The organism is Pseudomonas sp. MF6755 (assembly GCF_016405635.1).
In the GTDB taxonomy this organism is placed as follows: domain Bacteria; phylum Pseudomonadota; class Gammaproteobacteria; order Pseudomonadales; family Pseudomonadaceae; genus Aquipseudomonas; species Aquipseudomonas haemolytica.
On record NZ_JAEKDA010000001.1, the window covers coordinates 116,280 to 131,360 of the forward strand.

Below are 15,081 nucleotides of genomic sequence, written 5' to 3' on the forward strand. Positions count from 1 at the left end.
TCATGTGAAAAAGCCCCGACTGGTTCGGGGCTTTTTTTGCGCTTTGATTTGAAACCGCGTCGCCTTCATCGCAGGCAAGCCAGCTCCCACCTTCGACCGCGTTCATCCTGAAGGAATGCAGTCCAGTGTGGGAGCCGGCTTGCCTGCGAATGGGCCAACCCGGTTCCCCCCCCTACACCGAAAACCGCGCCACCATCGTGTTCAGATCCACCGCCAACCGCGACAACTCCTGGCTCGCCGCACTGGTCTGGTTCGCCCCGGTAGACGTCTGGTGCGCCAGGTCGCGGATATTCATCAAATTGCGATCCACCTCCCGCGCTACCGCCGCCTGTTGCTCCGAAGCACTGGCAATCACCAGGTTGCGTTCGTTGATCAGGGTAAACGCCGAGGCAATCTCTTCCAGCGCCATACCCGCCGACTTGGCGATTTCCAGCGTGGAACGCGCTCGCGTGTTGCTCTGTTGCATGGAGCTGACCGCCTGGTCGGTGCCCTGCTGAATCCCACTGATCATCTGCTCGATTTCCTGGGTCGACTGTTGCGTGCGATGGGCCAAGGCGCGCACTTCATCAGCCACCACCGCAAAACCGCGCCCGGCATCGCCGGCTCGCGCCGCTTCAATCGCCGCGTTCAGCGCCAGCAGGTTGGTTTGCTCGGCAATCGAACGAATCACATCCAGCACTTTGCTGATACCGTAGACCTTCTGCGCCAGATCCTCGACCTGGGTCGCATTGGCGGTCACATCGGTAGCCAGGGCTTCAATCGACACCACCGTTTGCTGTACCTGCTCACGTCCCTGCTGGGCGATACGGTCGGACTCGCGTGAAGCATGGGAAGTGGCCACCGCGTTACTCGCCACCTCTTCTACCGCCGCCGTCATCTGGTTGACCGCCGTGGCAGCCTGTTCGATTTCCTGGTTCTGCTGGTGCAGGCCCCGCGTGGCGTCCTCAGTCACACAATTAAGCTCTTCTGAGGCAGAGGCTAATTGATTCGACGATTCGGCAATACGTCGGATGGTATCGCGCAGGTTCCCCTGCATGTCCTTGAGGGCCTGCTGCAAACGCGCCGGCTCATCGCTGCCGGTCACACTGATCTCGCCAGTCAGGTCACCAGTAGCTACGCCCTGGGCTACTTTCAGCGACTGCGCCAGTGGCAGCACGATGCTGCGGGTCAGCCAGACCGCCAAGCCGATGGTGATCAACGCCGTGAGGATGATCATGCCAATGACCCCAGTCCGCGATTGACTGAACACGCTTTGCGCGAGGCTCGCCGCCTGGTTGGCATTGATCTTGTTCAGGTTGACCAAGTCGTGCAGGGTCACGGCCATGTCATCGGCCAGTTGATTCATTTCACCGTTGACCACCTTGATCGCCGCGTCGAGCTGGCCGGCTTTGGAGAACGCCATCACCTGCTCCTGGCGTTGCAGGTATTGTTGCTCCTGGCTCTTGAAGCGGTCGAACAAGGTGCGCTCTTCAGGGAGGACAATCAGCCCTTCATAGAGCGTTTGCGCGTGATGCAGACCACCTTTGAGGTCTGTCAGCTTTTGCTCATTCTGCGACACCGCCTGCGGATCGCGATTGACCAATAGGCGCAAGGTCAGGGCGCGCACACGCAGCAAGTCCTGACTCATCTCCCCCACCGCCATCACGCTGGGCAGCCAGTTGTTCTCCACCTGGTCCGACTGCTGGCGCATATTGGCCATCTGCAACAGGGCGAAGCCGCCCAATGCGAAGACCATCAAGGCCAGCACGCCAAAGCCCAAGCCGGCGCGCGGTGCAATATTCAAACTACGGATACTCATGCCAGGATTCCTTCCAAAAGAACTGCATCCACCTGCAGCGGGTCTCTTGGACGTTATCGGCACCCGGCCCCGTTTACATAAGACCGAAACGCGATATCAACGCGCGCCCCCATCGCGAGGTGGCTTGGGCAGTATGGCGAGGAAGTTATCCCGTGCGACCTTGCGGGCCACATCCTCGGGCAAGGCATCGAGGAACGGCTCGAAGCGGCGCATCTCCCTACCCAATTTATTGAAACGCCCTACCACGTCGGACCCCAGCATGAAGCGCTCCGGGAAGCGCTCCACCAGCTTTAACCATTCTGGCCGAGGCTTGCCCGCCTCATCCAGCAGGTAAGGTGTGAGCACGCTCCAGGACAGGTCGATATACAGATTGGGGTATGCCTCAAGCATGCGGCTCAAGGTAGGCAGCAAAAAGTCCATCTGCACCTGGTGCCGGTGGATTTCCTTGCTGGTGCCAGCATGGGCCCAGATGAAGCGCGTATGCGGGTGGTTGCGCAATGGCTCTTCGACTTCCGCCAGGTACAGCGGGTTGCGCTCGCGCTTGGAGGTGATGTTGGAGTGCAGCATCACTGGCAGGCCGTTTTCGGCGGCCAAATGATAGATGCGCGTCATGGCTTCGTTGTTGGCGCGAGGGGTGTCACCGGAGGTCAGGGCGGTGAGGTCGTCGTGGCGGGTGAACACTTCGCCGATGCCCTGCCACAGCCCCGGGTTAAGGTCGAGCATGCGCTGGATATGGGCAGCGGAGTTCTTGTCGTTAGGATTGAAGCCGGCCAGGAACGGATGAAAGTGCTGACGTTGCTCGGGGGTCAGTTTATTCACCGCCGCCGTGACAATCACATCAGTGGCGCTGTACCAATAGGCATCGGCATCGTCACCGGCGTAATAGCGCGGACGCTTGGGCTCGTCTTCGTGCCATTTCTTGGCCACGGGAATGCCGGAGATCATCACATGCTCGATGCGGTTTTTCGCCATGGCCTCGAGCAGTTTGTCCATCCCTGCCGTCTCCTGGAAGAAATCCACGTAATGCAGGTGCGCGTCGCTGTAGGCATAGTCGCGAGCCTGCGCGACAAGGCTGCTGGCGGCGAGCAACAGGGCAAGACTCAGGCGGGTCCGAAGCACGGTAAAACCTCAATAAGGGCTGATACGGGTAGACCTTGCGCCAGGCATCCGGGTTCAGCGCAGAAAAAACCGGAACACTCGCGGGCCAGCATGTTCTATAACTGCATGACCTTCATCCTGCCCATTGTGAGGTGCTCTATGCCTGTTACCGTAAATACCCTGAATCACGATAACTTTCGTCACAGCGTCAACATCAATAATCACGAGCTGTTTACCGACCTGCCCAAAAGCCTGGGCGGCGATGACTCGGCGCCCTCGCCCCACGATTACTTCGATGCTGCACTGGCGTCGTGCAAAGCCTTGACCGTCAGGCTCTACGCGCAGAAAAAAGACATCCCGCTGACGGGCGTGACGGTGGAGGTCAGCCACGACAGCACCGAGGAGCAAAAGGGCAAATACAAGCTAAACGTAAAGCTGACCCTCAAGGGCGTCCTCACCGACGCGCAGCGCGATGAGCTGCACCGCGTCGCTGACAAGTGCCCGGTACACAAGCTGATGACTACCGCCGAAGTCACTATCGAGACAAAATTGTCGGAAGGCGCCTTCAGCCAATAGTCCCAACCTCCTGTCGAGCGGGTTATGCTCATTACCATCTAACTCGCTCAGACAGGGATGCCCCATGACCACCCTCACCGTGATCCACGCCCGCGCTGAAGATGTAGAAGGCCAGCCGATCCTGCGCCCGCTGCCCTCCCGTGAATGCCGCAGCGTGGGGCCGTTTGTGTTTTTCGACCATATGCTGCCGACCTGCTATGCCCCGGGTACCGGCATGAATATCCGCCAGCATCCGCATATCGGCCTGTCCACCCTCACCTATCTGTTTGAAGGCGCGTTGCAGCACAAGGACAGCCTTGGCTCGGACCAGGTGGTGCAGGCCGGCGATGTCAGCTGGATGACCGCTGGCAGCGCAATTGCCCACGTCGAGCGCACGCCTGAAAACCTGAAGGCCAGTGGTTTCAACCTGCATGGCCTGCAAGTGTGGCTCGCCTCCCCCAAGGACCACGAAACCGGGCCGGGCCATTACAGCCATCACCCGGCGTCGAGCCTGCCGATGAGCGATAACCTCGGCGTGCAGGTGCGCCTGATCGCCGGCGATGGCTTCTGCCTCAAATCACCCGTGCCAGTGCTCTCGCCGACGCTGTATGCCGAGGTGCAGATGCAAACGGCTACCACCCTGCTGATCCCCGATGAACATGAGGAGCGCGCGGTGTATGTGCTGGAAGGTGAAGCGCAGCTCGACGGTGAGCCACTGGCGGTGCATAGCCTGGTGGTACTACCACTCGGGCAGGAGATGACCCTGTTTGCCGAAACCGATTGCCATGTGGTGATATTTGGCGGTGCTCCGCTGGATGGGCCACGGCGGATCAACTGGAATTTCGTGGCAAGCGATCCGGCGATGATCGAGCAGGCCAGGCAGCGGTGGGCGGCTGGGGATTGGCCCACAGTGCCGGGGGAGTCAGAAAGAATTGAGTTGCCTGTGAAATAGCTATCGGGGGCAAGCCCCCTCCCACATTTTGAATGTATTCACCGTTCAAGTGTGGCAGGGGGCTTGCCCCCGATGAGGCCGGAGCAGGCGCTGAAAAATCAGCCCTTGAACACTTCATCCAGCAGGTTATGCATTGACTGGAACGCCCGCGCAGCAGTCTTCGCGTCGTACATCATCTTGCCCGGCACATTGGCATGGGGGTCGGTAAAGGAATGCACCGCGCCGCCATAGCTCAGCAATTGCCAATCCACACCCGCCGCGTTCATCTCATCTTCGAATACCGGCAGCTGCTCTTTGGGCACCAACGGGTCGCTAGCACCGTGCAGTACCAGCACTGAGCCCTTGATGTTTTTCGCATCGGCCGGGTTCGGCGTGTCGAGCGTGCCGTGGAACGAGATGGCCGCCTTGAGCGGTGCACCGGTACGCGCCAGCTCGAGTGAGCAGCAACCGCCGAAGCAGAAACCGAACGTCGCCAGCTTCGAGGTATCAACAACTGCCTCGGTCTGGCCCTGCAATTGTTCGAAGGCCGCCTGCATGCGCTTGTTCAGCAACGGGCGATCGTTTTTCAAGGGCATCATCGCCGCGCCGGCTTCATCGCCATTGCTCGGACGCACAGTCTGCCCGTAGAGGTCGGCAATCAACACCACGTAGCCTTCACCGGCAACGCGCTTGGCGATCTCTTCGGCACCTGCACTCACCCCCATCCAGTTCGGCGCCATCAGCAACCCGGGGAGCGGGCCCTTGTGGCTGGCATCGAACGCCAGGCGGCTTTCATAAGACTGGCCATCAATCTGATAGACCACGGAACGCACAGTGACTTGGCTCATCATTTACTCCAGTTGAGGGGGCATTAAACGAAAAAACCCGCCGAAGCGGGTTTTTCTACAACGTTGTCAGACCGACAATTCAACCAACAGCTTGTTCAGTCGGCGCACATAAGCGGCCGGGTCTTTCAGGCTGTCGCCGGCTGCGAGGGCGGCCTGGTCGAAGAGGATGTGCGACAAGTCGCCAAAACGCTCTTCGCTCTGCTCGCCATCGAGCTTCTCGATCAACGGGTGAGCCGGGTTGAATTCAAAGATCGGCTTGGAGTCCGGCACTTTCTGGCCGCTGGCTTCCAGGATCTGGCGCATCTGCATGCCCAGGTCCTGCTCGCCGATGGCCAGGATCGCCGGAGAATCAGTCAGGCGGTGGGAAACCCGCACTTCGCTGACTGCTTCGCCCAGGGATGCCTTGATCCGCTCAACCAGGCCTTCTTTGGACTTGGCGACTTCTTCGGCTTCTTTCTTCTCTTCTTCGGAATCCAGGTTACCCAGGTCAAGGTCACCACGGGCCACGTCGACGAAGGATTTGCCATCGAACTCGGTGAGGTAGCTCATCAGCCACTCATCGATACGGTCGGTCAACAGCAGCACTTCGATGCCTTTCTTGCGGAAGACTTCCAGGTGCGGGCTGTTCTTGACCTGGGCGTAGGTTTCGCCGGTCAGGTAGTAGATCTTGTCCTGACCTTCCTTAGCGCGTGCCAGGTAGTCAGCCAAGGACACAACCTGCTCGCCGTCATCGCCCTGAGTCGAAGCAAAACGCAGCAAGCCGGCGATTTTTTCCTTGTTGGCGAAGTCTTCCGCCGGGCCTTCCTTCATCACCTGGCCGAAGTTCTTCCAGAAGCCCTTGTATTGCTCAGGCTCGTTCTTCGCCAGTTTTTCCAGCATGTCGAGCACGCGCTTGGTCAGCGCTGACTTCATGGAATCGATGATCGGATCTTTCTGCAGGATTTCCCGCGAGACGTTCAGCGACAGGTCGTTGGAATCAACCACACCTTTGATAAAGCGCAGGTACAGCGGCAGGAAGGATTCTGCCTGGTCCATCACGAACACGCGCTGCACATACAGCTTCAGGCCTTTTGGCGCTTCACGCTGGTACAGGTCGAACGGAGCACGGGCTGGCACGTAGAGCAGCGAGCTGTATTCCAGCTTGCCTTCAACCTTGTTGTGGCTCCAGCTCAGCGGGTTTTCGTAGTCGTGACCGATGTGCTTGTAGAACTCCTGGTATTCCTCGTCCTTGATCTCGGTACGCGGACGGGTCCACAGGGCGCTGGCACGGTTGACGGTTTCCCATTCTTCGGCCGGTTTCTCTTCGCCTTCGGCAGCACTCTGCTCCTTGGGCAACTCGATCGGCAACGCGATGTGGTCGGAGTACTTCTTGATGATGTTGCGCAGGCGCCAGCCATCGGCGAATTCATCTTCACCGGATTTCAGGTGCAGCACGATGCGGGTACCGCGGTCAGCCTTATCAAGGGTGGCGATTTCGAACTCGCCCTCGCCTTTGGAAGCCCAGTGCACGCCTTCGCTGGCGTCGAGGCCGGCACGGCGGCTGAACACTTCAACCTTGTCGGCGACGATAAAGGCCGAGTAGAAGCCCACGCCGAACTGGCCGATCAGGTGCGAATCCTTTTTCTGGTCGCCCGACAGGTTCTTCATGAAATCAGCGGTGCCGGATTTGGCGATAGTGCCCAAATGGGTGATCGCGTCTTCACGGCTCATGCCGATACCGTTGTCTTCGAGGGTGACGGTCTTGGCGTCTTTGTCGTAGCTCACACGGATTTTCAGTTCCGCGCCGCCTTCCAGCAATTCAGGCTTGGACAGGGCTTCGAAACGTAATTTGTCGACAGCGTCAGAGGCGTTCGAGATCAATTCGCGAAGGAAGATTTCCTTGTTGGAATACAGCGAATGGATCATGAGGTGCAGCAGTTGCTTCACCTCGGTCTGGAAGCCCAGGGTTTCCTTTTGAGTTTCCACACTCATGGTCATCAAACTCCAATTTGGATGGCAGTGGCCGCGCCCTTGAGGGTTGGCGGCGGGTTGTCATCAAAGTTGGGGGCTAAGACCAGGATTTCAAGGGCGGCCCAATTCCTCAATCTTGAAATGTGCGCGGGCAGTAGCAATCGGTTCGGCCGCAGTGCTCTGCCAGGCGGTGATCGCCACATTGGCCACGCGCCGGCCCTGGCGCCACACCTGGCATTTGGCGTAGGTGTCGCGAAACTGGCCGGCGCGCAGGTAATCCAGGGAAAAATCGATGATTTTCGGTAAACCCGGGGCACCCGTGAACACCAGCAAGTGCATCGCCGCCGACACCTCCATAAAGCCGGCGATCACCCCGCCATGCAATGCCGGCAATATGGGGTTACCAATGTTGTCCTTGTTGGCCGGCAGGCGAAACAGCAGCTCATCGCCCAGGCGAGTGCATTCGATACCGATCAGCTTGGCATAGGGCACCAGATCGAGCAGTGCGTCGTAATTGCCGCGATCGAGGGCTTGCTCCAGGCGGGTCTTGAATCGATGGGTCATGCCTGTTCTCCCTTGATCGTGCTGCCCAGCCCCTGCGTGCCTTTGAGACGCTTGCCCATGCGCATGAACGTGCCGACCACATGGGCGATGGGTTGTTGCGGGTCATCCTGATAGGCAACGCCACGGGTAAAGATCACGTCGGTGGTCACCCGGTAGCATTGCGCAAAGCCATAGACCGGTTTGTGGGGCTCGGCTGGGTGCATGTAGTCGATGCGCAGGTCCAGGGTCGGGCACACCTCGAATTCAGGTAATACACACAGGGTGGCGATCCCGCAGGCGGTATCCATCAGAGAGGTCAGTGCGCCGCCGTGGATCACACCGGTCCGGGGATCACCGACGATATGCGGGCCATAAGGCAGCACGAGGGTCATGCCGTCCTCACTGGCCGCATGGACAGCCACACCCAGCACCTGGCAATGGCGCAGCGCTGAAACAAAGCGCGCGGCACGCTCTAACAAAGGGTTTTCGGTCATTGGTTTCAGACTCTTATTAGTGTGAATTCGGCGGACTAAAAACGCCGGAAAAAGTTTTTGTGCGAAAAGCTTTATATATCTGTGGGATAAAAGGAACTAATGCTGGCCCCTTACGCTCGAAAGGCCAGTAGATATCTTCAATAAGGAGAAACACCCCATGCGCAAGACATTAGCTATTTCCATGATGCTGGCCGCTGCCCTCGGCCTGGCTGCCTGCGACAAGAAATCCGAAGACAAAGCCCAAGATGCCGCTGCTCATAAAGAGCAAGCTCAGCAAGACATGGCAAAAGCACAGGATAAAGTGAACGACGCAGCAAAAGAAAACGCCGATGCTGCCAAAGCTCAGGCTGAAGCGAACGAAGCTGCTGCAAAAGAAGCTGCACCTGCCGCACCAGCAGAACCTGCCAAGCCTTAATAGCTTGGTCTGACGCTGCACTGCCGCACGAAGATAAGCCCGCTTAGATAGCGGGCTTTTCTTTGTCTGCGTTTTGATTCAGGCCGCAAAGTTGGACTGACGCAGCCCTCACCGTCCTTAGAGCGCTGCCTCTTTGGACGCCTCAGGCACCGACATATCAGTCGGTGTATAAACCATCACCTCAAGTACGGCGGAATGAAATTCGCGGCGGTATAGCACCAACACAACCCCGCTGCTCATCAACATGAACAGCCAGGGGCTGACAAACCACGCCAGCATGGTCATGCCGAAGTAATAAGAGCGCAGGCCCAGGTTGAATTGGTTGGCTGCCATGGAAATGACCCGCGCCGCCCGCAAGGCGAACGCCTTGCGCTCCTGTTCGGATACTTGCCGCTCACCGATCATTGGGGCCGAACCCACCAGCACTGCCGCAAAGTTGTACTGGCGCATGCACCAGCTGAAGGTGAAAAAGGCGTAGACGAACACCAGGGCCAGGCAGAGCAATTTGATCTCCGACATGCCCTGTGACGCCTGTTGCACCATGGGAATATCTGCCAGCAACGACACCGCCCGCTCGGAAGCGCCCAGCACAGTGAGAATACCGGCGAGAATGATCAGAGTGCTCGAGGCAAAGAACGAGGCATTGCGCTCCAGGTTGCCAATCACACTGGCGTCGGCGATGCGGTTATCGCGCAGCAGCATGCGGCGCATCCAGTCTTCGCGGTACAGGTGCAACACGCTGGCCAGGCAGGCGGTGTCACGGGCTTTCCAGATGGCGTATCGGGTGTAGCCGCCCCAGCAGAGAACAAACCAGAGTGCGGCGAGCAGGTGGACTTGATTGGTTTCAACGAACGACATGCGGGTCCTTGTACACGGTAGCTATGGCGAAACTCAGTGAAACTGTGGGGCTTGCTCGCTCCCACACTTACCGATTTCAAGTTAGAAAGATGTAACCTCATACGCATAAAAAATGCCCCGTATCGTTTGATACGGGGCATTTCAATACAGCGTGAAACCGCGTGTTACGCGATCGCCTCAGTACGCTTGCCAAGCAGGCGGTCGACCACCACGGCCACGACCAGCGTCATCACCGACGGCACCAGCCACGCCAGGCCCTGCTCGCTCAGCGGCAGATGCGTCAACTGCGCTGGCATCCAATCCGCCAGGCCCGCGCCCTTGAGTGCATCGATGCAGCCAAAGATGAACGACACTAGCATCACCGGGCCAACGATACGGCCCTGTTCCTGCCAGAAGTCTTTGCAGAAGCTCAAAGCCACCAACACGATGCACGGCGGGTAGATCGCGGTGAGCACCGGGATCGAGAAGGCAATCAGCTTGGTCAGGCCCAGGTTGGACACGAACAACGAGAACAGCGCCAGGATCACTACCAGCGTCTTGTAGGACAGCGGCAGGACTTTGCTGAAGTACTCGGCGCAAGCGCAGGTCAGGCCAACCGCGGTCACCAGGCACGCCAGGGAAATCAGCACGGCGAGGAAGCCGCTGCCCAGGGAGCCGAAGGTGTGTTGCACGTAAGCGTGCAGCACCGCGGCGCCGTTACTGGCACCGGCGGCTACGGCGTGGCTGCCCGAGCCCAGGCGGAACAGGCTGATGTACACCAGCGCCAGGCCCACGCCAGCAATCAGGCCGGCAATGATCGCGTAGCGGGTGATCAGCTGTGGCGACTCGACCCCACGAGAGCGGATGGCATTGACGATGACGATACCGAACACCAGCGCGCCCAGGGTATCCATGGTCAGGTAACCATTGATGAAGCCTTGGGAAAACGGCGCAGCAACGTATTCCGGTGTGGCAATGCCGACATCACCGGCCGGCAAGGCAAACGCGGCGATACCGAGAATGGCCAGGGCGATGATTTTCAGCGGCGCCAGGAAGCGACCAACGGTGTCCAGCAGGCGTCCCGGGTAGAGGGAGACGAAGAACACCACCAGGAAATACACCGAGCTGTAAAGGAACAGTGCCAGCGGGCTTTCGCCGGTCAGCGGCGCCAGGCCCACTTCAAACGACACGGTCGCGGTGCGTGGGGTGGCGAACAACGGCCCGACCGCCAGGTACGCCGCCGCCGCGAGCAGGCCACCGGCGATCTTGCCAATCGGGCTGCTCAGCGCATCCATACCACCGCCGACCTTGGCCAGGGCGATCACGGTGACCACCGGCAGACCGACCGCAGTGATCAGGAAACCCAGCGCCGCCATCCAGACATGAGGCCCGGACTGCAAGCCAACGATAGGCGGGAAGATGATGTTGCCGGCGCCCACGAACAGGGCAAAGGTCATAAAGCCTAACGCCAGGACATCCTGGCTTTTCAACACTTTCATTTGAGGAAATACCACACTACTGAATCGGAATTTAGAGAGGGATTCCCTATGGATGAGGGAACTGCTGCCGGTCCTTATGGGGACCGACCGGTCTAGCGCGCAGCTTCCTTTTGGGATGCGGACGCATAAAGAGGCGGCTAGGGTACAGAATTAGGCTGACAAACGCACTGTTGCGGGGCGCCCTGTCCGATAAGCGACATCTGGATGTCGCGTTTTCATACAAAATTTGGCAATACAGACAAAAAAAATTGGATCGAGTACATCCAAAATGCACAAAGGCCACCCGAAGGTGGCCTTTGTGTGGTGAAGCGTCAGCTAAGCGCGAAGCTTACTTGATCGCCCAGCCAGTCAGCTCGGACAAAGCCTTGCCGATGTCTGCCAGCGAACGCACGGTTTTCACGCCTGCGTCTTCCAGGGCAGCAAACTTCTCGTCTGCAGTGCCCTTGCCGCCAGAGATGATTGCGCCAGCATGGCCCATGCGCTTGCCCGCAGGGGCAGTCACACCAGCGATGTAGGAAACAACCGGCTTGGTCACGTGTGCCTTGATGTAGGCAGCCGCTTCTTCTTCAGCCGAACCGCCGATCTCACCGATCATCACGATCGCTTCGGTCTTCGGGTCTTCCTGGAACAGCTTCAGGATGTCGATGAAGTTCGAGCCTGGGATCGGGTCACCGCCGATGCCGACGCAAGTCGACTGACCGAAACCGGCGTCAGTAGTCTGCTTCACAGCTTCGTAAGTCAGGGTGCCGGAACGGGAAACGATACCGACTTTACCTGGCAAGTGAATGTGACCTGGCATGATGCCGATCTTGCATTCGCCTGGAGTGATCACGCCTGGGCAGTTAGGGCCGATCAGAACTACGCCCAGTTCGTCGCACTTAACTTTAGCGTCCAGCATGTCCAGGGTAGGAATGCCTTCGGTGATGCACACGATCAGCTTGATGCCGCCGAATGCTGCTTCCAGGATCGAGTCCTTGCAGAAAGGAGCCGGAACGTAGATCACGCTGGCAGTGGCGCCAGTGGTTTCTACCGCTTCTTTCACGGTGTTGAACACTGGCAGACCCAGGTGCTCGGTGCCGCCTTTGCCCGGAGTTACGCCGCCAACCATCTTGGTGCCGTATTCGATGGCTTGCTGGGTGTGGAAACTACCTTGCGAACCGGTAATACCCTGGCAGATAACTTTGGTGTCTTTATTGATCAGGACGCTCATTATTTGCCCTCCGCAGCTTTGACAACTTGTTGAGCAGCGTCGGTCAGGCTGGTAGCCGCGATGATGTTCAAACCGCTTTCTGCCAGTACTTTAGCGCCCAGTTCAGCGTTGTTACCTTCAAGGCGAACAACAACCGGGATTTTAACGCCAACTTCTTTCACTGCACCGATGATGCCTTCGGCAATCATGTCGCAACGAACGATGCCACCGAAGATGTTGACCAGTACTGCAGCGACGTTGGAGTCGGACAGGATGATCTTGAACGCTTCGGTAACGCGTTCCTTGGTAGCGCCACCACCTACGTCGAGGAAGTTGGCTGGTTTGCCGCCATGCAGGTTGACGATGTCCATGGTACCCATGGCCAGGCCAGCACCGTTGACCATGCAACCGATGTTACCTTCCAGGGCTACGTAGTTCAGTTCGAACTTGGCAGCGTGCGCTTCGCGCGGATCGTCTTGCGACGGATCGTGGAAAGTCTTCAGCTTAGGCTGACGGTACATGGCGTTGGCGTCGATGTTGATCTTCGCGTCGAGGCAGTGCAGATCGCCGTCAGCCTTGATCACCAGCGGGTTCACTTCCAGCAGGGCCAGATCGTGATCCTGGAACAGCTTGGCCAGACCTACGAAGATCTTGGCGAACTGGGCAACTTGCTTGCCTTCCAGGCCCAGCTGGAACGCCAGTTCACGACCCTGGAATGGCTGAGCGCCAACCAGTGGATCGATAGTGGCCTTCAGAATTTTTTCTGGGGTTTCGTGAGCGATCTTCTCGATGTCCACGCCACCTTCGGTGGAAGCCATGAACACGATGCGACGGCTCGAACGGTCAACGACAGCGCCCAGGTACAGCTCTTTAGCGATATCAGTGCACGATTCAACCAGGATCTTGGTGACTGGCTGGCCATTGGCATCAGTCTGGTAAGTCACCAGACGCTTGCCCAGCCACTGCTGTGCGAAGGCCTTGGCGTCTTCTTTGCTGCGAACCAGCTTAACGCCGCCCGCTTTACCGCGACCACCGGCGTGGACCTGGGCTTTGACAACCCACTCGCTGCCGCCGATTTTGTCGCAAGCTTCTGCTGCTGCTTCCGGGGTGTCTACTGCGTAGCCCTTGGAAACTGGCAGGCCGTATTCAGCGAACAGCTGCTTACCCTGATACTCGTGAAGATTCATGCTTTTTACCGTCTTCGTTAGGTACTGCGCATTCGGCGCTGCGCTCATTATGAGTGCCGCGCCACCTGTGACTGCTGCTTGCACACCTTCACCGGCCTAGGGCCTGCAAAGCTGCACAAGACTGCGTCCAGCGGATATTCCGCGGTGAGTCTTGCGCGCAAGGCTCACGACGGGCAACTCCGCCGTGGTTTCTTATTATCTCGCTTAGCGCTTCTTCTTGTTGGCGATGTGGATGGCGCCGCCATTCACTGCCAACGCGGCTTCGTGCAGCGCTTCGGACAAGGTCGGATGGGAGAAGACCATCATGCCCAGGTCCTCGGCACTGGTACCGAATTCCATGCCGATCGCGCCTTGCTGAACCAGTTCTGCAGCGCTTGGGCCAATCACGTGGACGCCCAATACGCGGTCAGTCTTGGCATCAGCGATGACTTTGACAAAACCACCGGTGTCGTTAGCTGCCATGGCACGGCCAGAAGCGGCAAACGGGAAGGTGCCGACGTTAACTTCAACGCCTTCAGCTTTCAACTGCTGTTCGTTCTTGCCGACCCATGCAATTTCCGGATGGGTGTAGATAACCGATGGGATCAGGTCGTAGTTCATCTGGGTCTTGTGACCCTTGATGCGCTCGACAACCATGATGCCTTCTTCGGAAGCCTTGTGCGCGAGCATCATGCCACGAACCACGTCGCCGATGGCGTAGACGCCAGGCACGGTGGTCGCGCAGTGATCATCAACGTGGATGAAACCACGCTCGTCGATGTTCACGCCGCTGTCGGAAGCCAGCAGGTCGTTGGTCACTGGACGGCGACCCACGGCTACGATCAGCTTGTCGAAAGTGATGGTCTGCTCGCCATCCTTGTCGGTGTAGGTCACGACCACTTCTTCGCCGTTGACCTTCGAGCCGGTCACGCGAGCGCCGAGCTTGATGTCCAGACCTTGTTTGGTCAGGGTTTTCAGCGCTTCCTTGGAGACTGCGGTATCGGCAGCCAGCAGGAACGTGTCCAGGGCTTCCAGCACGGTCACCTGGGAACCCAGGCGGGACCAGACCGAACCCAGTTCCAGGCCGATCACGCCAGCGCCGATCACGCCCAGGCGCTTAGGAACGGCTTGGAATTCCAGGGCGCCGGTCGAATCAACGATCACGTTCTGGTCAACTGGAGCCGGCGGAATGTCGATTGGACGCGAGCCTGGTGCCAGGATCACGTTTTCGGCTTCGATGACTTCAACCGAACCGTCCGGCTTGGTAACTTCGACTTTCTTGCCGGCCAGCAGCTTGCCGTGGCCCTGGATGGAAGTCACACCGTTGGCCTTGAACAAGGTGGCAACGCCGGACGTCAGGCCTTTTACGATGTTGGCTTTACGGCCGACCATTGCTGGCACGTCCATGGTCACGCCAGCATGGTTGATGCCGTGGATCGCGAAGCCGTCTTGGGCTTCGTGGAATTTCCAGGAGCTGTCCAGCAGCGCCTTGGAAGGAATGCAACCAACGTTCAGGCAGGTACCGCCCAGTGCCAGTTTGCCTTCCTTGTCGGTGTATTTTTCGATGCAGGCAGTCGAGAGGCCCAGTTGCGCGGCCTTGATGGCGGCAACATAGCCGCCAGGGCCTGCACCAATCACTACAACGTCAAATTTCTGTGTCATGAAAATAGATCCTCTATTTGCGACAAGCTTCTAGCCACAAGCTGCAAGCCAAGCTGCTTTTTCCTACAGCTTGTAGCTCACAACTTGCGGCTGCTT

14 protein-coding genes and 1 pseudogene are annotated in these 15,081 nt (G+C 58.5%); 3 read left to right on the plus strand and 12 right to left on the minus strand.

The features are described from left to right. Window positions 1-172: 172 nt before the first annotated feature. The 3 genes and pseudogenes from JFT66_RS30120 to JFT66_RS00550 form a co-directional block, all read right to left on the minus strand. Entirely contained in the window at window positions 173-1,036 is an 864-nt protein-coding gene (locus JFT66_RS30120; RefSeq protein WP_411829029.1) for a methyl-accepting chemotaxis protein, read from the minus strand. Then, window positions 1,028-1,798: pseudogene (locus JFT66_RS30125) on the minus strand (MCP four helix bundle domain-containing protein); the annotation flags it as partial. The gene JFT66_RS30120 and the pseudogene JFT66_RS30125, both read right to left, overlap by 9 nt. A gap of 96 nt (window positions 1,799-1,894) precedes the next feature. Continuing rightward, window positions 1,895-2,917: an amidohydrolase family protein gene (locus tag JFT66_RS00550; protein WP_198858587.1), complete on the minus strand. Its 1,023-nt coding sequence runs from the start codon at window positions 2,915-2,917 to the stop codon at window positions 1,895-1,897. A 138-nt stretch (window positions 2,918-3,055) separates the two neighbouring features. On the opposite strand from JFT66_RS00550, the gene JFT66_RS00555 reads away from it, so the two are divergent. After that, window positions 3,056-3,472: an OsmC family protein gene (locus JFT66_RS00555; RefSeq protein ID WP_034118931.1), complete on the plus strand. Its 417-nt coding sequence runs from the start codon at window positions 3,056-3,058 to the stop codon at window positions 3,470-3,472. 64 nt (window positions 3,473-3,536) lie between these two features. Then, on the plus strand, window positions 3,537-4,403 hold the full coding sequence (locus JFT66_RS00560; protein WP_198858588.1) for a pirin family protein: 867 nt from the start codon (window positions 3,537-3,539) through the stop codon (window positions 4,401-4,403). A gap of 98 nt (window positions 4,404-4,501) precedes the next feature. Here the strand turns inward: JFT66_RS00560 and JFT66_RS00565 are convergent, their stop codons facing one another. The 4 genes from JFT66_RS00565 to JFT66_RS00580 form a co-directional block, all read right to left on the minus strand. After that, window positions 4,502-5,230: a dienelactone hydrolase family protein gene (locus JFT66_RS00565; RefSeq protein WP_198858589.1), complete on the minus strand. Its 729-nt coding sequence runs from the start codon at window positions 5,228-5,230 to the stop codon at window positions 4,502-4,504. Window positions 5,231-5,296: 66 nt separating this feature from the next. Beyond that, window positions 5,297-7,201, minus strand: a complete 1,905-nt coding sequence (gene htpG, locus JFT66_RS00570) for a molecular chaperone HtpG (RefSeq protein WP_034118957.1) — start codon at window positions 7,199-7,201, stop codon at window positions 5,297-5,299. Between the two features lie 90 nt (window positions 7,202-7,291). Then, window positions 7,292-7,744, minus strand: a complete 453-nt coding sequence (locus JFT66_RS00575; protein ID WP_034118928.1) for a PaaI family thioesterase — start codon at window positions 7,742-7,744, stop codon at window positions 7,292-7,294. Beyond that, window positions 7,741-8,217 (minus strand): PaaI family thioesterase, encoded by a 477-nt coding sequence (locus JFT66_RS00580; protein WP_034118927.1) that lies wholly within the window; start codon window positions 8,215-8,217, stop codon window positions 7,741-7,743. The genes JFT66_RS00575 and JFT66_RS00580 overlap by 4 nt, the downstream gene beginning before the upstream one ends. A 157-nt stretch (window positions 8,218-8,374) precedes the next feature. On the opposite strand from JFT66_RS00580, the gene JFT66_RS00585 reads away from it, so the two are divergent. Next, window positions 8,375-8,632 carry a hypothetical protein gene (locus tag JFT66_RS00585; RefSeq protein ID WP_043051010.1) on the plus strand — a complete coding sequence of 86 codons (258 nt, stop codon included), beginning with the start codon at window positions 8,375-8,377 and terminating at the stop codon, window positions 8,630-8,632. Window positions 8,633-8,749: 117 nt separating this feature from the next. On the opposite strand, the gene JFT66_RS00590 is transcribed toward JFT66_RS00585, so the two are convergent. The 5 genes from JFT66_RS00590 to lpdA form a co-directional block, all read right to left on the minus strand. Then, window positions 8,750-9,490, minus strand: a complete 741-nt coding sequence (locus tag JFT66_RS00590; protein ID WP_198858590.1) for a DUF599 domain-containing protein — start codon at window positions 9,488-9,490, stop codon at window positions 8,750-8,752. 164 nt (window positions 9,491-9,654) lie between these two features. Next, entirely contained in the window at window positions 9,655-10,968 is a 1,314-nt protein-coding gene (gene brnQ, locus JFT66_RS00595) for a branched-chain amino acid transport system II carrier protein (RefSeq protein ID WP_034118924.1), read from the minus strand. 328 nt (window positions 10,969-11,296) lie between these two features. Further along, on the minus strand, window positions 11,297-12,178 hold the full coding sequence (gene sucD / locus JFT66_RS00600) for a succinate--CoA ligase subunit alpha (protein WP_034118923.1): 882 nt from the start codon (window positions 12,176-12,178) through the stop codon (window positions 11,297-11,299). Then, window positions 12,178-13,344 (minus strand): ADP-forming succinate--CoA ligase subunit beta, encoded by a 1,167-nt coding sequence (gene sucC, locus JFT66_RS00605; protein WP_003190011.1) that lies wholly within the window; start codon window positions 13,342-13,344, stop codon window positions 12,178-12,180. Before sucC ends, sucD begins: the two co-directional genes overlap by 1 nt. A gap of 204 nt (window positions 13,345-13,548) precedes the next feature. Further along, window positions 13,549-14,985 (minus strand): dihydrolipoyl dehydrogenase, encoded by a 1,437-nt coding sequence (gene lpdA, locus JFT66_RS00610; protein ID WP_034118922.1) that lies wholly within the window; start codon window positions 14,983-14,985, stop codon window positions 13,549-13,551. Between the last annotated feature and the right edge of the window lie 96 nt (window positions 14,986-15,081).